This is a genomic window from Bacillus licheniformis DSM 13 = ATCC 14580 (genome assembly GCF_000011645.1).
Classification (GTDB): Bacteria; Bacillota; Bacilli; order Bacillales; family Bacillaceae; genus Bacillus; species Bacillus licheniformis.
This window is the reverse complement of sequence record NC_006270.3, coordinates 859,076-880,494: the sequence shown is the minus strand read 5'-3', so window position 1 is coordinate 880,494 and position 21,419 is coordinate 859,076. Positions and strand designations below refer to the sequence as shown.

The following is a 21,419-nucleotide window of genomic DNA, read 5'->3' as shown; positions in this document are numbered from 1 at the left end:
ATTTTCAAGCTGCCCCCAGCCCCCCGTCTTTTTAACGCTTGCCTGAACATCAATTTTTAATCCTCATATATTAAATAGGGAAAGATGACGAAGATGTCTTGAGAGGAGAAAGAAATGCGGAGATGCTTGAAAATATTAGTTCTGATTAAAACGTTTTGGAAGACCATGCCCAAACATGAAGTAAAGTATAAAATGATGAAATCTCTTGAGGAGTTTGCCGAAGTCATGTACTGGCATACGGACGGCTATCTTCCGGATATATTGGACAAAATCCAATTTCGTCCTGATTTCATTTTCCACTACGACATTGCCTACGGCTTCTCATTGTCCCCAAACATTAGGGGGCTCAAAGATACAAACATCCCCACCGGCGCGTTTGTGATCGATTCTCATTTTAATAAACAGATCAGAAGCAGCTATTTCGAAGACAACCAAATTGATTTAATTTTTTCAGTGACAAAAGAGCATTTTTTAAATGAATACCCCCAGTACAAAGACAAATTCAGATGGGTTCCATGGGCAGTTGATCCAGAAATATTCAAGGACTGGAAGTTGAAGAAAACGATAGACTATTTGCTCATGGGGCTTGTACATGAAGGAAACAAAAGATATCCCCCAAAAGGAAAATACCTTTTTAGGGAGGCTGTATTGCAGACCATGAAGCATGAAGAAGGGTTTGTTCACCACCCCCATCCCGGCAATGTCATAACTGACGAAGAAGAAATCAAGCAGGCTTTTTTGAATGAAAAATATGCCCAGGAATTGAACAGAGCAAAGATATTTTTCACATGCGGAAGCGCCCTCCGCTACCCGTTGTTAAAATTTTATGAAGCCCCTGCCTGCAGAACGCTGTTGCTGGCGGAGCCAAATCAAGATATTTTCGATCTTGGCTTTAAAGACGGCACCCATTTCATTGCTTGTGAAGTTGAAGACTTTTATGACAAAGCAAAATACTATCTTCAAAATAAAAAAGAAAGGCAGCGTATCACAGACAACGGCTACCGTCTCGTTCATTCACAGCATACCTATCATGCGCGTGCACAAGAAATAGTAGACACAATAATAGATTTTTTAGAGCAGCAGGAACAATGATGAATAGATCTATTTTTCTTATCGGCTGGATTCTTCCCGCACGCATTTTCTTTCCGGACATATATTTCTATTACTGATGATTTAAAAGATTTCGAGGTGAAAAACATGGGAACGGAAATGCCAGCTGAATTTTATGATCAATTTATTGACCGACATCTGATTCCGTTTGAAAAAAGCCCGTGGAGAAAGGTGTATGAAGAAGCTGCACGTTTATTGCCGGAGTCCAAAGATGAAACGATTGTCGATATCGGCTGCGGCACTGGGAGATTCGCAAAGCTTTTATATGACAAAGGATACAGAAAATATTTAGGCATCGATTTTTCCAAAGGAATGCTTGAAGAAGCCAAAAGGTATAATCCCTCGTTTACTTTCATCGAAGGAAATGTATATGACGAGGCGATCGTCCGGATGCTGCAAAAATATCATGTTTTTGTTTTGCTGGAAGTGTTAGAGCATATAGAGAAAGACAAAGCGTTTTTATCGAGTCTTCCTCAAGGGAGCGACATGGTGATTTCTGTGCCTAACTATGATTCACGCGCCCACGTCCGCCACTTCAAACATATTGACGAAGTCATCGAAAGATACGACGGCATTTTGGATTTTCAGGGCACCGAAAAAGTTGTCATTAAAACATCTGAACGGCTGAAGAATGAAATTTACGTGCTGAATTGTAAAAAAAGGTAAACATCGGCATAGAGCGAGCTAATGTGGATAACCTGTGAAGCGTTAGCTTGTCTTTGCATTAAAAGAGCATCCCCCAATCGCACATGCAAGTCTCTGCAGCTTGCATGTGTCATTTCAGGAGATGCCATTTGCACCGGCGCAATTATGATTGGTTCAGCAGCTTCTCGACCCTTTCACGGACTTGCGGAACCGAAAGACCGATAATAATTTGCAAGGCTTTTCCGTTTCTGACGACACCGTGAACGCCAAAGGACTTAAACGTACTGTCCGGCTCCACTTTTGACTCGTCATACACGCTGACTCTCAGTCTTGTCGCGCAGTTTGTCACCTCCGCAATGTTTTCTTTTCCGCCGAGCGCTTTGATGCAAAGAACCGCCTGATCGGTCTCAGCAATTTCCTGCGCCGCAGAAACCTCTTTTTCGGATTCTTTTTTCGCCTTGTAATCTTTTTTCGAATAAAATTTTGTCTCCTGCTGCTGGTCTTTTTCACGCCCCGGCGTGGCAATATCCAATTTTAAAATCAAGAACCTGAATACGAAGAAGTAAATGGCGGTGAAAGACAAGCCGATCAAAATTTGAAAAACATAAGTGCTGCCGTGCTGATGAAACAGAGGGATCCAGTTGAGCGTTAAAATCTCGATTAAACCGCCGCCCATATTTCCGACCACCCCTGCAGCATACATCAAGGTTGCCATCGTCGCGGCCAAGAGGCTGTGTACGAAAAACAGCAGCGGCGAAATGAACAAAAACGTAAATTCAATCGGCTCCGTGATCCCCGCAATTACCGCTGTCAGCGTGATCGGAATCAGCAGACCGGCAACGATTTTTTTCTTTTCTTTTTTGGCTGTTACATAGATGGCTAGTGCGATCCCCAGAATTCCGAAGATTTTGGAGTTTCCGTGGAGCGCGAATCCGCCTTGAGGAAAGAGCTCTTTCAACGGTTCAGAGCTTGCTGAAAACTCGCTGAGATGCTGCGCCCAATAGGTGACAATCCCGCCTTCAACTACGGCCGGGCCGAAAACAAATGGCGTGTATATGAAGTGATGCAGGCCCGTAGGGATCAAAATTCTTTCTAAAAATGTGTAAACCCATACACCGAAAGCACCTGAGGCGACAAGGAAGCTTTGCAGCGACGCAATGCCGTCCTGCACCATCGGCCAAATCCACGCGGTTGCCAGTGCTACCGGAAGCATAATCGCAAATGAAATAATGACGACGAATGAAGAGCCTTGAAAAATCCCTAAAAAATCGGGCAGCTTCTTATCAAAATAGCGGTTGTGGATATAAACGACAATCGATGAAATCAGAATCGCCCCGATAATGTTCGTATCAAGGGTTTTGATGCCGGCAATTTCTGCAAGCCCGCTTGTTCCTCCTGCTTCCTGAGTCATATCAACTCCGAAAAAGTCGCCCCATACAGTCAAAATAGCGCTGACAAAATAATTGAAGGTCAAATAAGTAGTAAGCGCTTCCAAACATGCCCGCGCTTGCGCTTTTTTTGCCAGTGCGATCGGAATTCCGACCGCAAACAACAGCGGCATTTGCCTGAAAACGGTCCAGCCGCCTTCCTCAAGGATATACCAGAATTGATACCAAAAGGTATCCTGACTGGCAAGCGATCCCATCAGCTGCTCATTCTTAAATAATGTGCTGAGGCCCACGACGATCCCGGCAAAAGCAAATAGCAAAACCGGCACAAACATGGCGCTTCCGAACCGCTGTACTTTTTGCATCAATGCGAATCCCCCCTGTTACTCCTGATTTTTCTTTTCTTCAGCATAGTCGACATAGCTGCGAAACAGCGCTTCCCCAACGAGAAAAAAGGGTGCAAAAGCGGTCAGCTCTGTTTTTGGATAAACCGTCACCGTCTGGCTCGGCGCATAGAGATTGTAAGGAGTGAGCTGGGCGAGCAGATTATTTTTCAAATTCGTCAAAGAGATAAAAGGAATGCCTTTAGCCGACAAAGACTGTGCCTGCGGAATCAGCGACGGGGTTTCTCCTGACAGCGAAATGATGATGATCAGATCGGCCGTGCTAAAATCAGGAAACATGAGGTCGAAATCGATTTGATCTTTGATCACCGTCAAATAACGGTGCTGAGAAACAAACATTCGCTGCAGCTCATAAGCGCACGTCGTCTGAGCCGTGCCTGAACCATAGACAAAAATCCGGTCCGCTTCGTCAATGAGCTGGCACATCTTTCGCAAATCCGTATTTTTCAAATATTTCATGCTCGCTTCCATATCCCTCATGAGGCTTTCAAAGGAACGGCAATCTTCCCGCTCTTCTTCCCGCTTCTCGGCCTCCCACTTCAGAAACACCCTGAACTCGCTGTACCCGCTGAAATCCAGTTTTTGAGAAAGTCTTAAAATCGATGTGCGGGATACATTGCACTTCTTTGCTAATTCGTTGATGCCCAGCTTGTAGCAAGTGTCTTGATGGTTCAAAATATATTTCAAAACATGAAAATCGTTTTCGTTCAATTTTTTATAATGCTTGTTCATTAATTCTTCCAACTGCATCATTTTCACCCCATTTATTCTCTGTCTCTATTATATAAAATACGAGAATAAATGGGGGGATATGCCTGGGCTGGCGGTCTGGCTCAGGAGCCCCAGGCGCTTTCATCCTTAAAGCGACGGCTGAAGATTTTCCGCGGAGAGCTCCGGCCAATAGCCTTTGTTCGCTTCAATCAGATCATCGAGAATCAGTTTGGCTGTTCGTGCATTCGGCACAGTCCGCGACAAAATCAGAGCCTGCCAAAGCTTTTGATACGATTTTTCAATCCAGGCTTCAACGACAAGCTTTTCAACCGACACCTGCTGTTCCATCAGCCCTTTTTGGAACTGCGGTATTTTGCCGATTGTGATCGGCTCCGGACCGTTCTTGCCGACAATGCAAGGCACCTCTACCATCGCCGATGAATCGAAGTTTTGGATCGCTCCGTTATTTTCAACGATTAAAAGCATCCGTTCACCGGTATTGAATGCAAGGGCGCGCGCAAGGTCGACAATATATGAAGCATGATCATCAATTTCGATTTTGCTGCCGGCGCTGGATTGGGCTTTTGCGATTTTTTCACACTCGCCGAAAATGAATTTCTCCCGCCCTTCCATTACTTCGTTCGCCCGGGTAAATTCAGGGTTTGATTTTTTCACCATATCATCAGGATAAAAATAATATTGCAAATACGTATTTGGAAGCGTCTCAGGATCGAGTTCAAATACTTCCCGCGCTTTTTTGAACGTGTCATTCCAGCTCGCCTCAGCCTTTTCATGCTCCTGTTCCGGAATATAGCCGAACCTCCTGACATGCTCTTTGATCGCCGGCATCAGATCGTTGCCGTCTTTATCACAAATTGACGTCCACCAGCCAAAATGATTAAGGCCGTAATAGCGGACAACCATCTCCTTCCGCGAAGACAGTCCGAGAATCTGAGCCATCCTGTCTTCGATACCGATCGGCATATCGCAAATGTTCAGCACTTTTGATGTCGGCCGCAGCCTTCTTGTCGCTTCGGCGACGATTGCAGCCGGGTTTGAATAGTTCAGCATCCACGCGTCAGGCGAATAGGTTTCCATATAATCAATGAGCTCAAGCACGCCGCCAATCGACCTCATTCCGTACGCAATCCCTCCGGGTCCGCACGTCTCCTGGCCGACGACTCCGTATTTCAGAGGGATCTTTTCATCGAGCTCACGCATTGCATATTTACCGACTCTGATATGAGCCATGACGAAATCAACATCGGAAAACGCCTCTTCCGGATCGGTCGTCGCTAAAAATTGAATATGCGGAGCTCTTTCTTTAACCAACACTTCACAGGCGCCGGCTATTTTGTCTTGCCGCTCTCCATCATTGTCATACAATTTCAGCTGTCGGATCGGGAAATCATCCAGATTGTCCAAGAGCATCAATACAATCCCCGGGGTAAATGTGCTTCCTCCGCCTGCAATGACAATCGAATACGTTTTATCCATTTTTAAAGCCCCCTTATAAGCGTTTACAATTTACTTATATCATGCTGAAGGAGCCGTTCCAACAGGTTCGGGGGAGACAGTTCCTATACTCGCGTTCTGTTTATTTTCCCGAAAAACGGGAACTTTCCCGGCCGTTTTATGTCGTGTAGAATAGAGACAATTCACGTGAATTGGAGTGTGTTGTTGATGATGATCGCAATCGGTTTATTTTTACTGGCGGGTTTGGCTGAAATCGCGGGCGGCTATCTCGTATGGCTGTGGCTGAGGGAATCCAAACCATTGTGGTACGGGTTGGCCGGAGGGCTGACTTTAATCATTTACGGCGTCATCCCGGCTTTTCAGGCATTTCCATCGTTCGGGCGCGTCTATGCCGCGTACGGGGGCGTATTTATTATTCTGGCTGTGCTTTGGGGGTGGCTGGTCGACAAAAAAACCCCCGACCTCTATGATTGGGCCGGGGCTGTGATCTGTTTAGCCGGCGTCAGCGTCATGCTTTGGGCGCCGAGAGGCTAAAGGTTATATTTTCGAAGCCGCTTGTAAAATGTGCTTCTTGGAATTCCGGCCAGCTTGGCCGCTTCGGACACATTTCCTTTCGTTTTTTGCAAAGCTTCCATCATCGTTTGTTTTTGAACACGTTCTCTGAATGTGAGCCGGTCTTCTTCAGAAGGTGCGCCGCTGTTCCAATCGAGTCCGTCCAGCACCGCGCTGTATTGGGACGGATCGATCAGTCCGCCTTCCGGAAATAAAACCCTGAGCCTTTCAAATGTATTAAAGAGCTCACGGATGTTACCAGGCCAATGATATTCCTGAAGCCGCTTGAAAAAATTCGGCGGAAACTCGGCCTTCCACTCGTGTTGTTGTTGATAGTGGCGGAACAAATCAGGTATGTCCTCTTTGCGCTCTCTGAGCGGCGGTATTTTTACGGGGTAAACATGAAGGCGGTAATACAGATCTTCACGTATCTTTCCTTTTTGGAGAAGGTCTTTCAGATCACGGTGTGTTGCTGTGATGATTCTGATGTCGAGGGGAACTTCACGGGTTCCGCCGATCGGAGTGACCTTCCGCTCTTCGATGATCCTTAAGAGCGCCACTTGCATCTGATAAGGGATCTCACCGATTTCATCGAGAAAAATCGTACCGCGGTGAGCCTGTTCAAACTTCCCTTTTGAACCGCGGCGCTTTGCTCCTGTAAATGCGCCTTCGGCATAGCCGAACAATTCGCTCTCCATCAAGCTTTCAGGAATGGCGCCGCAGTTGACGGCGATAAAAGGGCCGTTTCTCCGTGCGCTCGCCTGATGAATGGCCCTCGCGGCAAGTTCCTTTCCGGAGCCTGTTTCCCCCCATATGTATACATTCGCATCCGTCTTAGCCGCAAGCCTCATGTGGTGAAGCGCCTGCTGAAACGCCCGGCTTGTTCCTGTTTCACCCGGATAGATGAAACGGGATACGAGTGATGGAGCTGTTTTATTGCGGGACACTTCAGCCAGTGCAATCGACTTACCGAGGGGCCTCCCGTCTTTGGCGGAGAAAATTGTCTGCTTGTGCCCCCCGGCAAACCCGCGCTCATACAGATCATTGACATCCATTCTCCTCCAGTCGGAAAAACGTTCCCGCACCGGTCTGCTCGCGGCTACGATTTTGTCTTTTTCATTGCAGACGATAAACGGCTGATCCGAATCGATTTTTTCAAGACAATGGCTGATGAGCTCGGCTTCGTTTTTTTTCGTATGTGCGCTGATCTCGCGTTCGATGGCGTGTGCGGCAGTGGCAGCCATCCCAAGCATAAAGGGATGCCTTCTATCCGTGAGGCAGGAAATATCGATTAAACCCATAACGGTGCCGTCTTCATCGCGAATCGGTGCAGCAGAACAGCTCCAATGGTGGGAAGCGACCGAAAAATGCTCGGTCCCGTGAATGGTGACAGCTTCGCCGATTTCAAGTGCGGTTCCGATGGCGTTCGTGCCGACTTCTGTTTCCGTCCAGCGCACGCCCTCGACAAAATTGATTTTTTTCGCCTCTTCAAGCGTCCTCCGGCAGCCGGCCAAGCTTAATACGTACCCGTCGGCATCGATCAGGAGCGCCATCATTTCCGACTCTTTTAATTCACGGCTGATATTGTGTAGATAAGGCAGGGCGATATCGAGGAATAACGAGTGTTTCTTTTTTTGAGCGTCGAATAAATCCTTTTTTAAAATTGACTGTCCTTTATCTAAATACGGATTGACATTTCGATTTTTGCAGCGGTACCATGATTCCATGACTCTTTTGTTCAAGCGGGCCTGATCAAGAAGCCCTTCCTGAACAAAGCGTTTCCACGTATTTAAATAGCAGGGCGTCGGATTCATTCCATCCTCTCCTCATGCTTTTTCCTCATTATATTATAAAAGCGCTTTCAATATCGATAAAAAAAACTCCGCACTCTCACGCTGTGCGAAGTTCTCCCTTATTCAGCAGTGAATGGCCCGACCTGCGGCTTGCAGCAAAGCTTCGTGAATCGTTTCCGAAAGAGTCGGATGGGCCGCGATGAAGTGCTCCATTGCGTCTGCCGTCAGCTCTGCATGCAACATTACGGCTGCCTGGCCGATCAGTTCGGTTGCTCCCGGACCCACGATCGAAACCCCGACAATTTCCTGATACTCCGGCTCTATGATGATTTTGACCTTGCCGGCAGTTTCATTCAAAATAAGCGCTTTTCCGTTTGAAGAAAACGGAAACTCTCCGATACGAACATCCCTGTAGCGCTCCCTCGCCTTTTTTTCATTTAAGCCGACGCTTGCGATTTCAGGCGAAGTATAGATGCAGCGCGGAATAATGTCACTGTTGACCTTCATGTCTCTGCCTGAGGCATGGGATGCGGCGACGGTTCCTTCGTGAAAAGCGGCATGCGCCAGCTGAACCCCGCCTGTGATATCCCCGCACGCATAAATATGCGGGATGTTTGTCTGCATATGCTGGTTGACATGAATCCCTTTCCTGTCATATTGGACTCCGATATGGTCAAGCTTCAGATCATCAGTCCTCGGCTTTCGGCCGACGGCGACGAGACATCGATCAGCTTGAATATTAAAGCTGTCATCGCCATTTTTCAGAAAGACGCGCTGCCTGGCAGGATCAAGACGCTCCACTTGTACAGATGTGAAAACACGGACGCCGGACTCCTCGAGACTTGTGCGAAGAAAGGCGGCAATATCCGGATCTTCCTCAGGCAGAATCTGTTCCGCCTGCTCGGCTATGATCACGTTCGCTCCCAGCCTGCTGTATATACTGGCAAATTCACAGCCGATGATTCCTCCGCCGATAATAAAAATCGTTTCAGGGATGGACGGCAATGACATGGCATCTCCGCTGTGGATGATCCAGCTCCCGTCAAAAGACGCAAAAGGCAGTGCGGCAGGTGCTGCCCCTGCCGCTATAATCACATGCCCGGCATTGATGACCTCCTGTTTTCCGTCCTTTTCAACAAGTATGTCGTGTTCGGACAAAAACGATGCTTTTCCTTGCAGAACCTTGATTTTATTTTTATTCATCAAATATTCAATACCCCCGGCGAGCCGCTGAATGATCTCTCTCTTACGGCTTTGGACGGCCTCCCACTGAACCGTCGGGCTTTCGCCTGACAGCCCGATTCCGAATGCGCCGGCGGATTTTATTTTCTCGAACATATCTGCGCTTTCAAGAAGCGCTTTGGTCGGTATGCATCCTTCATTTAAACACGTTCCTCCGAGGGAACCATCTTCAATCAGGATGACTTCTCTGCTATTTTTGGCCGCTGTAATCGCCGCCACGTAACCCGCAGGTCCCCCTCCTATAATTGCAAGTGTCACAGTCTATCCACCTTCTCTCTATAAAAGAATTGATGCCGGATCTTCCAAATAGTTTTTCACATCTGAAAGGAATGCTGCAGCAGGCGCACCATCAAGCGCGCGGTGATCAAAAGTCAGACTGAGCGGCAGAATGGCGCCCTTTGTCAGTTCTCCGTCTTGATAAACGGGTGCCGAATACATTTGGCCGACTCCGAGTATCCCGGTTTCCGGCGGATTCAAGATCGGGGTAAAGTGCTCGACACCATATGCGCCGAGGTTTGTAATCGTAAATGTCGATCCTTCTATTTCATCGTGTAGAAGCCGGCCTTCCCGCGCTTTTTTGGCGTACCATTTGATTTTCTTGGCCAATTCGATCAGCGGGAGCCGCTCGGCATGGCGGATGACGGGAACGGCCAGGCCTTCGTCCAAAGCGGCCGCCACTCCTAAATGAACATGCTCAAAGGTCGCAAGCCTTCCGTCTTGATAAACACTGTTCATGGCCGGATGATCCAAAAGCGAAAAAACAGCTGCCCTGGCGGCAAAATCAGTGATCGTCAGCTTCGTATCGTATCTTGATTGAGCGGTTTCATTAAGCTGTTTTTGCAGGACTGTTAATTTCGTGATGTCCGCCTTCATCGTAATCGTCAGCTGGGCGCTGTTTTGCAGGCTTTCCGTCATTCTTGCGGCTATCGTTTTCCTCATCGGGCTTGCCGGCGGCCGCTCTTCAGCTTCAGCCTTAGCCGCCTGCTTGTTCGGCCGGCCGGGAAGCGCCTGCAACACATCCGCTTTCGTAATTCTCCCCCCGGGGCCTGTGCCCTTCAGCGTTTTGATGTCTATATTTGCGCTTTGCGCAATTTTGCGCGCAGCCGGAGAAATTTTAATCCGTTCTTTCGTGGGATCCGGCTGTTTTGTTTGGCTCTCCTGCGTTTGTTCGTTTTCATTTCCGATGCGGCAGATGACGGTTCCCGGCGGCACTCCCTCTCCTTCAGATACTTGGATGTCCAACACGGTTCCGTTTGCCGGAGATTCGATTTCCATTTCGATTTTTTCGGAATTGATGCTGGCAATGCTTTCTCCTTTTTCAACGGCTTCCCCGACTTTTTTATTCCAGACGGAAACCGTACCTTCTTTCATCGACATCCCCAATTTCGGCATGACCACTTCGACAGCCATGTTCTCCTCTCCTTTCCAATCTTTACACCGTATGTGTTGATGTTTCTCCGAGCATCTCAAGCACGGTGTTCACGACTTTTTCCGGCGTCGGCAAATACAGGTCTTCAAGAGGCGGTGAAAATGGCACCGGCGTATGCGGAGCCGTCACCTTTTTAACCGGTGCGTCAAGCGAATCAAATCCTTTATCTGCCGCCAATGATGCGATATCCGCGGCGATGCTGCATCTCGGATTGGCCTCATCGACGATCACAAGCCTGTTTGTTTTTTCTACGGATGCAAGGACGGCCTCTTCATCAAGCGGCGAAAGGCTTCGCGGATCAAGGATTTCGGCTTCGATTCCCCGCGCTGAGAGCTGTTCCGCCGCTTGAAGCGCCGTATGAACCTGTTTGCCGATTGCAACAATCGTTACATCGGCGCCTTTCCGCTTGATATCTGCTTTTCCGATTGGAAGCGTGTAATATTCTTCCGGCACATCGCCTGTCATGTTGTACAGCGTTTTGTCTTCAAAAAAGATAACCGGGTCCTGATCTTCAATCGCAGCGAGCAATAATCCTTTTGCGTCGTACGGGGTCGACGGCACAATCACTTTCAGTCCGGGAATGCTTGTAAATAGGGCATACAAGCTTTGCGAATGCTGGGCGGCCGCCCTAAAGCCGGCGCCGTGGGTCGTCCGGATCGTAATCGGAACTTCCGCTTTGCCGCCAAACATGTAGCGGAATTTCGCTCCCTGGTTCAGCACCTGGTCCAAACATGTTCCGATAAAATCGTTAAACATCAATTCCGCGATCGGCCTTAAACCGGTTGAAGCAGCAGCCATGGCTGCGCCGATGTACCCCGCTTCACTGATCGGCGTATCAAGGACGCGCTCCCGTCCAAATTCCTGAACAATCCCTTTCGTGACGCCGAGCACACCGCCCCATGCTTCATCATCCTGCAGATGATCGACATTCGCTCCTCCTGCGACATCTTCCCCCATTAAAATGACGTGATCGTCCCTTCTCATCGCAAGTTTGATCGCTTCATTCAATGCGGCTGACATGCTGATTTCCCTCGTCATGTTTCCTTCCCCCTTCATGAATTAATAGGATACATATACATCCGTCAGCAGTTCGGTTTCTTCCGGATAAGCGCTTTTTTCGCTGAATGCGACCGCTTCCTCGACCGCTTCTTCAACTTCTTTTTCAATCCGCGACTGCTCTTCTTCACTCATCAGCCCTTTTGCCAGCAGTTCGCTTTTGAACACGGCAATGGCATCTTTTTCTTCCTGATGCACCGCTTTTTCTTCATTTGTTTTGTAGCGCTGGGCATCTCCTTCAAAATGGCCGTAGTTCCGGTATGTCATACACTCAATGAGCGTCGGTCCTTCTCCGTTTTTGGCACGCTCTATCGCCCGGCCCGCAGCCTGGAAGACCGCGGCCGCATCTTTTCCATCAACGCGAACGCCCGGAATCCCATAAGCGGCCGCACGATCTGCGATCGACTCGCAGCTTGACGCATAGGAAAACGGAGTCGCTTCGCCATACCCGTTGTTTTCGGCGACAAATATGACAGGGAGCTTCCAGATGGCGGCAAGGTTGATCCCTTCGTGAAATGTCCCCTGGTTGTTGGCGCCGTCGCCAAAAAAGCAAACGCTTACATTTTTAGTCTTTTTATACTTTGCAGTGAGAGCTGCTCCGCAGGCCAAAGGAAATCCCCCGCCGACGATTCCGTTTGCGCCTAGCATCCCTTTGTCAAAGTCTGCAATATGCATCGATCCGCCTTTTCCTTTACAAAGTCCTGCAGATTTTCCGTATATCTCGGCCATCATGCCTTTCAAGTCGCACCCTTTTGCAATGCAGTGCCCATGGCCGCGATGTGTGCTCGTGATGGTGTCTTCATCATTCAGATGAGCGCAGACGCCCGCAGCGACCGCTTCTTCTCCGGCGTAAAGATGGACAAAACCCGGCAGTATTCCTTTAGCAAACAGCTGATGAACCTGATCTTCGAAATAGCGGATTTCCAGCATTTTTTGATACATCCACACTGCTTTTTCCTTTGTCAGTGCCTCTTCCATATGAAAAAACCTCCTATCTTTTTTACTCACACGTTATGATGCAAAAATCGTGCCAGCTCTCCGAAGCGAACATAAGCCGCTTTTCAGGCGGACATCCTTTCAGAACAAGAGACAAAACGAGACAGATGTCTCAATTTGTCTACTTCGTCAGTTGCGGAAATGTCGTTGCCGCGGTTAGAATGAACGGTAGAGACGAAGGAGGTTTTTTCATGAAGAAAGCGTATGTTTTTTTAATCGACGGATTCGAAGAAATTGAAGCGATAGCAACAATTGATGTTTTACGAAGGGCAGAAGTTGAGACCGTCACCGTCTCGCTTGATCCATCGCGCAGCGTGAAAGGCGGACATGACATTGTCGTCGAGGCAGACGTCATGTTTGACGATGCTGATTGGCAAGAAGCGGATATGCTGATTCTTCCGGGCGGAAATGTAGGCAGCAAAAAAATGCTGGAGCATCAAGCTCTGCATAAGATGCTGACAGAAGCGGCAAATGCAGGAAAATATGTTGCCGCCATTTGTGCGGCAACGATGACGCTCGGAAAAACGGGGCTTGTCAGCGGAAAAAAAGCGACCTGCTATCCGGGAGTTGAAGAACATTTAACAGGGGCGGATGTCACCGCACATGAAAACGTCGTCGTTGATGGAAATATCATTACTTCCAGAGGGCCGGCGACCACGATCCCGTTTGCCCTCAAGCTTGCCGAACTGCTGAACGGCAAGGAAAAAGCCGGTGCAGTCGCCAAGGGAATGCTCGTCTGCTAAGACGGCATTCCTCTTTTTTATCCAATAAAAGACGGTATTGACATCATAAATCTTAAAAGATATGATATTTAAAAAGTAATTCCGTAAAATCAATAATCGTAATCTCATGCAAAAGAGCTTTAGCATTCGGCTATAATCCCATTATGGTCGCATGAAAAAGCAACCTTTACCATGCATGACATTAACATTTTGATAGGACGGTATATTTCATTTTCCCTATACTCTTGTATAAGGAAAAGAAATATACCGTTTTTCAGGAGGATATAGCATTGGAAAAACAGAAGGTGACGAAGGGGTCTTTGGAGGCGGAGATAAGCAAAGCCTTAACCCAATGGGAAAAAGACTATTTGGGACGCGGATCCGTATCTGTTAAAACAGATATTATAAGAAATATGGTCATCGTTTCCCTGAACGGTATTTTGACGCCCGCCGAATACGAACTTTGCAGTACAAAAGAAGGCCTGCTGTCAATTAAAAGAACCCGCTCCGGTTTGGTGGAATCGGGTATAGAGCAGCTGAGCCGCATGATGAAGAAGCTGACCGGTGAAGAGACGATCAGCTTTCATACGGATATCAGCACGCGCACAGGCGAACGGATTATGGTGTTTAAATTGGCAAACGACCTGCAAAAAAAATTGTCATAGAAAAACGGAAGATCTTTAAAGCATGAACATGAGTTAAAGATAAGCCGGTATCATTCAGAAAGATTGGCTGAAATAGGCCAGTCCTGAATATACCGGCTTTTTTTACGTTTTCAGAAAGGAAGGCAAGATATGAAACAGTATGTTCTATTCCATCACCCCGACGGAGGGATGCCGGATGTTTGATATGCTAGATTCTTTATTTTGGCTGAAAATATTTTTCGCGTCGCTTGCGCTTTGTTTGTTCAGCGCACTGCTCGTCCTGAATCGAAAGGTTCCATTGGCATATGTACGGATTCATGCCAAAATCATCGCCCTGCCTCCGCTTGCCGCGCTGGCAGCATTGATAACGGCAAATCCCGGGCAGGCTGAAGCTTCTTGGCGCTTGGATTCGCTTGCTTGGCTGATCGCCTTGTTTGTCTTGACTATCGGCTTCATCGTCCAGCGCTACTCTGTCCGGTATTTATTCGGCGACCGCTCCTACCGTAAATTTTTTGTGCTGCTGACGCTTACGACAGGAGGAGCTTCATGCGCCTGGCTGAACGATGATCTTCGCTGGCTCCTTTTATGCTGGGGGATCACGCTGCTCGGCTTGACTGCGCTAATCGGCTTAAACAGCGCGTGGCAGGCGGCGAAAAATGCCGCTTTGTATGCGGGCCGGATCTTTGCGCTCAGCTGGCTGGCGATAGCAGCTGCCGCTCTTTGGCTGTCTCTTTCGACGGGACACTGGCGATTATCATCCGCCATAGCGGAAGAAAGCCTTGTACAGCTCAGCTCATGGGAGAAAACCGGGATCGGCCTCCTCGTCATTTTAACGGTGATGATTCCTGCGGCACAGTGGCCGTTTCATCGTTGGCTGCTCGATTCAGCAATCGCTCCGACTCCCGTTTCCGCAGTCATGCACGCCGGACTTGTAAATGTAGGCGGCGTCATGCTGACTCGTTTTGCACCGATGTTCAGCGGTGATGTACTGCAGCTTATTCTGCTTGTACCCGCCGTCCTTTCCGTCTTGCTCGGAACGGGCATGATGATCGTCCAAACGGACTACAAGCGGCAGCTCGCAGCTTCAACGGTCGCGCAGATGGGTTTTATGCTCGTCCAATGCGCATTAGGGGCCTATATTGCGGCTGTTATTCACCTCATTTTGCACGGCCTGTTCAAAGCCGCCCTTTTCCTGCAAGCCGGATCAGCGGTGCGCCGTTATGAATCGTTCGCATCTAAACCGGGCAGACCGGCTCTTTTTTGGAACATGATAGGCGGCGTCTTTGCTCTTGCTCTCGTCATCGGAATCTGGGCCTCAGCTACGGACGATGGCTATCAATTGATCAGCGCCCTTGTTTTAGGCTGGGCACTGTTCATTGCTTGGAGGCAGCTTGTCACAGCCAATTACGGACGCGTCACACGAATTGCCGGACTTTTCATTTTAACAGGGGCTTCACTCGCGTTCGCCATCATTCATTCCGTTTTACACGGGCTCCTGAAGGATGCTGTTGTACAGGGGGCTGAGCCGCCTGCAATGGCGGCCGTTTTGACGGCAGTCGTTTTGTTAGCCGGCAGTGCGGCCGGCGCGTTGATCGTTCGGCAGCGCTTTGCATGGTCCGGCGCACTTTATTTACGTCTTGTGAAAACGGGTGAACCCCATTTCGAATCGGTCGAAGAACGGCCGAATTATCTTGACCAATATCTTACTCAGGGAGGTCGCCAATCATGAAAGCAGCACCCACATTGTCTAAACAATTGATATTCCAATATGAACATCAGACTGCGGACTTTAATATGGATGAGTTGGTTCAATCAGCAGCACGGGTCATCGCGCCGCTTTGGCCGATTGAAACCTTTGCCGCTCGTCATCCGTGGATGGGCCTTGAAGAACAAACATTTGAACAGACGGCCCGGCAGCTTAAACAGCAGCTTCATGTTGATATCTACCCAAAGTCCTCCATTTTCCGTTCCGCAAAACAACGGGGAGAAATCGATGAAACGATTCTTGAAAAAAAGCTGATCAATTGGCTCGATTCACATCAGCCCGGCATGCAGAGGGAAACAGCGGAGGCATTTTGCAAAGCCGCCCTCAAGCTGGACGAAATACCTGGACAGCTCTTGAGATCCCGGCAAGTGAAAAAGCTTGCCAAACAAGCGGCCCGCGGGACAATCGATGGCCGAAAAACAAGCTTTATCAAACCGCTCAGCGTTTTTGCCGGACAGAAAAGTGCTCACCTCCTTGACCATCATGTGATTAAATGGTGCAAGCTGTTCCTTGATGAATCACAATCGGCATGGCGGCTTCCGCATCGTGAGAAAGGGTTTTACAGCGCATGGCGGCAGCTTGTTGAACATGATCCCGCTCTGTCGCGCGCAGAACGCCAACGCCTGAATGGATGGCCGGAAGAGCCGCGGGACGCTATGAAAAAAGCGCTCCGAGCGTTTGATATTTCCAATGCAGACGTTCAGGCATACCTTGAAGCTCATCTGCTTTCTCTGCCGGGATGGGCCGGGATGATGCTTTGGCGTTCTCAGCAATCGCAGGACGAAGAAGAACTGCTGCTCGAGTATTTGGCTGTCCGGCTTTCAATGGAATGGATGCTTGTTGAGCCTTATTTACCGCTGCCTAAGCCGAATCCTGAAAAAGAGATGCAGCTCGTTCCTTTGATTGCGTCCTGGCTGCATTGGGGCGGCCTTACGCCTGAAGAATGGCTCGAACTTTCCGCAGCAGAGCAAAAAGCGAGATTAACACTCGCCCGCCGCTTTGATGATATAACGCGCAGGCGTCTCTGGCTGGAAGCTTGGGAACAAACATACGCCGCTGAGGTAAGGAAGCTCATCACGGCAAACAAACCTGCCGCTGCTGACAAAAGCGAAACGGTGCTGGCCCAATTCGCATTTTGTATTGACGTCCGTTCAGAGCCGTTCCGCAGGGCATTGGAAAAGTCAGGCCCTTTTGAAACATATGGAACAGCGGGCTTTTTCAATATGGCAATCGAAACGTGCGAACTAGGCACTAAACACAGCCACAGCTCTCTGCCGGTCATCCTAAAACCGCAGCATCGAGTAGAAGAAACGGCCGAAGAATTACCCTTTAAGTCGTATCAAGAACATAAAAAAGCGGCAGCCTCACTGAGCTCCGCCTTTAAAACGATGAAACAGAATCTATTGGCGGGCATGCTGCTTCCCGAAGTGAGCGGGCCTTGGCTGAGCCTGCAAATGGCCGCGCGCAGCCTTGTCCCCCGCGCAGCCGGCCAAGCATTCAGAAATGCGCGGAAAACATGGCTGAAGAAGCCTCAGACAAAGCTCTCGCTTGATCGCACGGAAACATCTGAAGCCGGCATTCCGGTCGGATTTACGGAAGAAGAAAAAGCCGCCTATGCCAGACAGGCATTAAAGATGATGGGGATCACAGACCGGTTCGCTCCGCTGGTTGTCATTTGCGGGCACGGCAGCAGAAGCACGAATAACCCTTATGCATCGGCACTGGACTGCGGCGCCTGCGGAGGCGCATCTGGCGCTTTCAACGCACGCGTCCTAGCCGCTTTATGCAATCTTCCAAGCGTCAGAGAGAGGCTTCGCTCCGACGGCATTTTTATTCCGGATGATACGGTATTCGCTGCCGCAGAGCACATTACAACTTTGGATGAACTGCACTGGCTCTATGTACCTGAGCTGCCGGCTAAAGCTCAACAAGCGTTTGACCGCATCAACTCTGTGCTTCCCGATGTGAGCCGTACTGTCGGAGCCGAACGCTTAGAAGAGCTGCCGCAGCTCGGCTATCAAAATCCGCGGAATGAAGTTGAGCGCTTCGCCGAAGATTGGAGCGAAATCCGTCCCGAATGGGGGCTGGCCCGAAATGCCTCATTCATCATCGGCACACGCCGGCTTACACGGGGGGCCGACCTTGAGGGAAGGGCTTTTCTGCACAGCTATGACTGGCGGAATGACGAGGACGGCTCCATCCTTAGCGGCATCATTTCAGGGCCTGGAACAGTGGCCCAATGGATCAATCTGCAGTATTACGCGTCAACCGTTGCACCGCATTATTATGGAAGCGGAAATAAAGCAACTCAAACCGTCACTGCCGGTCTCGGCGTTATGCAAGGAAATGCAAGCGATCTTTTGGCCGGTCTCCCATGGCAGTCCGTCATGCGGTCAGATGACGAAATCTATCATGCGCCTCTCAGGCTGCTGATCGTGATTGAAGCGCCGGATGATGATATCGAACGGCTCCTTGACCGCGATCACAGCTTCCGGCAAAAGGCGGAGAACGGATGGATTCATCTGGCATCTATTAATCCGGAGGGAAAATGGAAGAACTGGACAAACACGATAAATGAATGAGGTGAAATGTCATGGAAGAAAACAAAAAAATACTCATGATTATCGGAATGGAGAAACAGCTTGAACAGACCATCTGCCGGGCAGCAAATATTCAGCCGGAGGACGCCCTCGTTTTAAAAAGCGTCTTCCCTGATATTTCACAGCCCTACGGTGATTTCATGAGGGATATCATCACCCTTGTCCACCGGAACAAAGCGGAAGAAATCTGGATTGTCCGCGACAAATACGAACCATCGGCAGATGAAGATATTTCTGACCTTTTAAATAGAGACAAAGATTTAAAAGATAGAATGCAAACTTTAGAGTACCTTTTCCAAAACTGCAGTCCGGAATTTACGCAAGGCAGCATTGATGAATGGCTGTCACCGAGCGAAAACGTGGCCGAAGGTGTACAAAAAAGCGTCGCCGCCATCCGCAGGCACCCGTTAATCCCTTTGCACGTCAAAGTGAAAGGATTTCTAATCGATAAATCGGTTTTAACGGAAGTTGAAGCTTTAAACAAAAACGGAGCCCGTTAACAGGGCTCCGTTTTGTCTTAAACGCAGGCATCTTTACACGACAGCAGACCGCTGATAAAATCTCTGAATATGCATGGTAATGTAGCACAGCTCTTTTTCCGGAAATTCAAAGCCATACTCCCGCTTCACAAATGCCCCGATTTCTTCTGCGCACATAAACGCTTGTCCAAACTTCTTTTTAATGAGGCTGATCATCTCACCATCCATTTCGTAAAATGTCTCTCCCGACTCGATATGCTGAATGGCGAAACGGAGATGGTTGACAAGCCTCTCATACGAAATCGTCTCATCCTTTATTTTAATGTTGAGTTTGTTTTCGATGATCTCGATAATATCCTTGATCATCGTTGTGAGATCGAGCGTTTTTGTCATATCTCCCGCGTTTGTTTTGGCTGTGTGGATATGCAGCGCAATATTGGCGACTTCATCCTCGGGGATATCGATCTTCAGCTTTTCTTTAATGAGAGCCTTTGCCCAGCGGCCGATTTGAAATTCTTTCGTGTAGAGGACTTTGACTTCTTGAAGCAGCGGATTTTTAATGACCATTCCCTTGCTTAACCGTTCTATCGCGAAGGATAAATGATCTGAAAAGGCGACATGGATTCGCTCATTGATTTTGATCCCGAGCTCTTTTTCCGCATAAGAAATAATATCCTCCGCCACCTGAATATGATCTTCCGGCAATGTTTTTAAGATCTCCTCGAATTGGCGGTATTCTGATGAATCTTTCATCACGAATATTTTTTCAATTTTAGATCTGTCGACAATATCATTCTTCTTTTTTTGAAATGCGATTCCGGACCCTAATACGATCTTTTCCTCGCCGCGATCCTTTACGACGAGCGCATTGTTGTTTAAGATTTTTTTTACTTTCATAGCTGCCTTCCTTTCATCCTGTTTTAATGAATGAAAACGGAATTATTCTTTTTCATCTTTAAAGCCAAGACACAAAGTCGCAATAAATGCTGAAATCACCGCAATCGCAAAAGCGATTAAATAATGAATGAGATTGGCGGTGCCAAGAGGGAGAATAATTGAAATCATCGGGATGCCGGACAATCCGTAAGAATTTGCCGCCACGTGTGTGAAGACGGCGTATGCACCTCCGAGTGCGCCTCCGATCGATGCGCCGATAAACGGCCTGACGAGTTTCAGGTTGACGCCAAACATGACCGGTTCGACGATTCCCAAAAAGGCCGTGAGAGAAGCCGGAATCGCAATCTTTCTGATGCCGTCATTCTTTGTTTTCAAAAATACGGCGAGTCCCGCTCCTCCCTGCGCGACATTGGCCATCGACCATATTGGAAGCAGAAAATTGACCCCGTATTCGGGATCTGCGAGCAGCGACGCTTCAATCACATAAAAACTGTGGTGCAGGCCGCTCAAAACGAGTAAGGCGTAAAGCCCGCCAAATAAAAATCCGGCGCACGCCCCCGCAAAATGATAAACAAACCCGAGACAGTCGCTTATGAAATGGGCGATCATCAGTGAGAGCGGGCCCATGATAAACAGCGCGGCAAACCCGGAAGCCATGACTGTAATAAACGGGGCAACGATCAAATCTAAAGAACTGGGGACGATTCTTTTCAAGAATTTTTCGATTTTGCTCATCATGTAGACGGATAAGAGAATCGGAATGACTGTCCCCTGGTATCCGATCAAAGGGACTTCAAGGCCGAATACTTCGATGGATTCCGGCTTTTGGCTGCCGAGCATTGAAGGATCGAGCAAATCAGGATGGGTCAAAATACCGCCGATGACGGCGCCTAAAAATGGATTGGCTCCAAACTGTTTAGCCGCACTGAACCCGATCAGCACAGGCAAAATGACAAACGCTGAGCTTGAAAAAATGTCGAGCATTTTCATCAGCGGGCCGCCATAAGCGCCGAGGCTGAATTCTTTAAGCACACTAATGAGACCCATGAGCAATCCGCTCGCAACGATTGCAGGAATGATCGGCACAAAGATGTCTGACAGCGTTTTGGCAAATCGCGTCAATACGTTCATGTTCGGCCGCGCCTCCCGACGGGCTTCTTCAAAAGGAGCCGGATCGCTGTATTGGATCATTTCCTTATAAATTTTATTGACCACACCTGTACCGAAAATGATCTGGAACAAACCGTATCTGAAAAAAGTCCCCTGCACAGACTCCATCTTTTCAATAGCAGCTATATCGATTTTTTCTTCATCCCTGACATTGAAGCGCAGCCTTGTCGTACAATGGCTGATGCTGATGATATTCTCCGCGCCTCCAATGAGGGGCAAGAGTTCTCTTGCAATCTCTTTATGCTGCACCCGCACCTACCTCCTCCAATTTTTCTATCCTATCAAATCAACAGAAGACGATCAAAATGAAAAATGTGTCATTACGTCTAAAGCCCCCTGG

18 protein-coding genes are annotated in these 21,419 nt (G+C 48.5%); 8 read left to right on the top strand and 10 right to left on the bottom strand.

What is annotated here, in order from left to right; genetic code table 11:
- The first annotated feature begins 114 nt into the window (after window positions 1-114).
- Both TRNA_RS25775 and TRNA_RS25770 read left to right on the top strand, forming a co-directional pair.
- Complete coding sequence (locus tag TRNA_RS25775; RefSeq protein ID WP_003179877.1) at window positions 115-1,092, top strand: glycosyltransferase; 978 nt, start codon at window positions 115-117, stop codon at window positions 1,090-1,092.
- 105 nt (window positions 1,093-1,197) lie between these two features.
- The gene (locus TRNA_RS25770) at window positions 1,198-1,776 is read left to right on the top strand and encodes a class I SAM-dependent methyltransferase (RefSeq protein ID WP_011197670.1); all 579 of its coding nucleotides are present in this window, start codon (window positions 1,198-1,200) and stop codon (window positions 1,774-1,776) included.
- A gap of 142 nt (window positions 1,777-1,918) precedes the next feature.
- Here the strand turns inward: TRNA_RS25770 and TRNA_RS25765 are convergent, their stop codons facing one another.
- The 3 genes from TRNA_RS25765 to glvA all read right to left on the bottom strand — a co-directional run bounded on the left by TRNA_RS25765 (window position 1,919) and on the right by glvA (window position 5,755).
- On the bottom strand, window positions 1,919-3,511 hold the full coding sequence (locus TRNA_RS25765; protein ID WP_011197669.1) for an alpha-glucoside-specific PTS transporter subunit IIBC: 1,593 nt from the start codon (window positions 3,509-3,511) through the stop codon (window positions 1,919-1,921).
- A gap of 15 nt (window positions 3,512-3,526) precedes the next feature.
- Window positions 3,527-4,297: a MurR/RpiR family transcriptional regulator gene (locus tag TRNA_RS25760; protein ID WP_003179870.1), complete on the bottom strand. Its 771-nt coding sequence runs from the start codon at window positions 4,295-4,297 to the stop codon at window positions 3,527-3,529.
- Window positions 4,298-4,405: 108 nt separating this feature from the next.
- Entirely contained in the window at window positions 4,406-5,755 is a 1,350-nt protein-coding gene (gene glvA, locus TRNA_RS25755) for a maltose-6'-phosphate glucosidase (RefSeq protein WP_003179867.1), read from the bottom strand.
- Window positions 5,756-5,938: 183 nt separating this feature from the next.
- Here glvA and TRNA_RS25750 point away from each other — a divergent pair, with 183 nt between their 5' ends.
- A complete protein-coding gene (locus TRNA_RS25750; protein ID WP_161621015.1) occupies window positions 5,939-6,268 on the top strand; it encodes a YnfA family protein in 330 nt (109 codons plus the stop codon).
- Here the strand turns inward: TRNA_RS25750 and TRNA_RS25745 are convergent.
- The 5 genes from TRNA_RS25745 to TRNA_RS25725 all read right to left on the bottom strand — a co-directional run bounded on the left by TRNA_RS25745 (window position 6,265) and on the right by TRNA_RS25725 (window position 12,784).
- Window positions 6,265-8,100 (bottom strand): sigma-54-dependent Fis family transcriptional regulator, encoded by a 1,836-nt coding sequence (locus TRNA_RS25745; protein WP_011197668.1) that lies wholly within the window; start codon window positions 8,098-8,100, stop codon window positions 6,265-6,267. The genes TRNA_RS25750 and TRNA_RS25745 overlap by 4 nt on opposite strands.
- Window positions 8,101-8,202: 102 nt before the next feature.
- Window positions 8,203-9,579 (bottom strand): dihydrolipoyl dehydrogenase, encoded by a 1,377-nt coding sequence (gene lpdA / locus TRNA_RS25740; RefSeq protein WP_003179861.1) that lies wholly within the window; start codon window positions 9,577-9,579, stop codon window positions 8,203-8,205.
- Window positions 9,580-9,597: 18 nt separating this feature from the next.
- On the bottom strand, window positions 9,598-10,764 hold the full coding sequence (locus TRNA_RS25735) for a dihydrolipoamide acetyltransferase family protein (RefSeq protein WP_254926399.1): 1,167 nt from the start codon (window positions 10,762-10,764) through the stop codon (window positions 9,598-9,600).
- The gene (locus tag TRNA_RS25730; RefSeq protein ID WP_003179856.1) at window positions 10,754-11,788 is read right to left on the bottom strand and encodes an alpha-ketoacid dehydrogenase subunit beta; all 1,035 of its coding nucleotides are present in this window, start codon (window positions 11,786-11,788) and stop codon (window positions 10,754-10,756) included. Before TRNA_RS25730 ends, TRNA_RS25735 begins: the two co-directional genes overlap by 11 nt.
- Before the next feature lie 21 nt (window positions 11,789-11,809).
- Complete coding sequence (locus TRNA_RS25725; RefSeq protein WP_003179854.1) at window positions 11,810-12,784, bottom strand: thiamine pyrophosphate-dependent dehydrogenase E1 component subunit alpha; 975 nt, start codon at window positions 12,782-12,784, stop codon at window positions 11,810-11,812.
- Window positions 12,785-12,993: 209 nt separating this feature from the next.
- Here TRNA_RS25725 and TRNA_RS25720 point away from each other — a divergent pair, with 209 nt between their 5' ends.
- The 5 genes from TRNA_RS25720 to TRNA_RS25700 all read left to right on the top strand — a co-directional run bounded on the left by TRNA_RS25720 (window position 12,994) and on the right by TRNA_RS25700 (window position 19,033).
- A complete protein-coding gene (locus tag TRNA_RS25720; RefSeq protein ID WP_011197667.1) occupies window positions 12,994-13,545 on the top strand; it encodes a DJ-1 family glyoxalase III in 552 nt (183 codons plus the stop codon).
- Between the two features lie 269 nt (window positions 13,546-13,814).
- Window positions 13,815-14,189, top strand: coding sequence for a DUF2294 domain-containing protein (locus tag TRNA_RS25715; protein WP_009329034.1), 375 nt, complete (start codon window positions 13,815-13,817; stop codon window positions 14,187-14,189).
- A 175-nt stretch (window positions 14,190-14,364) separates the two neighbouring features.
- A complete protein-coding gene (locus TRNA_RS25710) occupies window positions 14,365-15,897 on the top strand; it encodes an NADH dehydrogenase subunit 5 (RefSeq protein ID WP_011197666.1) in 1,533 nt (510 codons plus the stop codon).
- Window positions 15,894-18,515: a DUF2309 domain-containing protein gene (locus TRNA_RS25705; protein ID WP_011197665.1), complete on the top strand. Its 2,622-nt coding sequence runs from the start codon at window positions 15,894-15,896 to the stop codon at window positions 18,513-18,515. Before TRNA_RS25710 ends, TRNA_RS25705 begins: the two co-directional genes overlap by 4 nt.
- A gap of 11 nt (window positions 18,516-18,526) precedes the next feature.
- The gene (locus TRNA_RS25700) at window positions 18,527-19,033 is read left to right on the top strand and encodes a carbonic anhydrase (RefSeq protein WP_003179842.1); all 507 of its coding nucleotides are present in this window, start codon (window positions 18,527-18,529) and stop codon (window positions 19,031-19,033) included.
- A gap of 33 nt (window positions 19,034-19,066) precedes the next feature.
- Here the strand turns inward: TRNA_RS25700 and TRNA_RS25695 are convergent, their stop codons facing one another.
- Complete coding sequence (locus TRNA_RS25695; RefSeq protein ID WP_003179841.1) at window positions 19,067-19,909, bottom strand: PRD domain-containing protein; 843 nt, start codon at window positions 19,907-19,909, stop codon at window positions 19,067-19,069.
- A gap of 42 nt (window positions 19,910-19,951) precedes the next feature.
- A complete protein-coding gene (locus TRNA_RS25690) occupies window positions 19,952-21,328 on the bottom strand; it encodes a sucrose-specific PTS transporter subunit IIBC (RefSeq protein ID WP_011197664.1) in 1,377 nt (458 codons plus the stop codon).
- Between the last annotated feature and the right edge of the window lie 91 nt (window positions 21,329-21,419).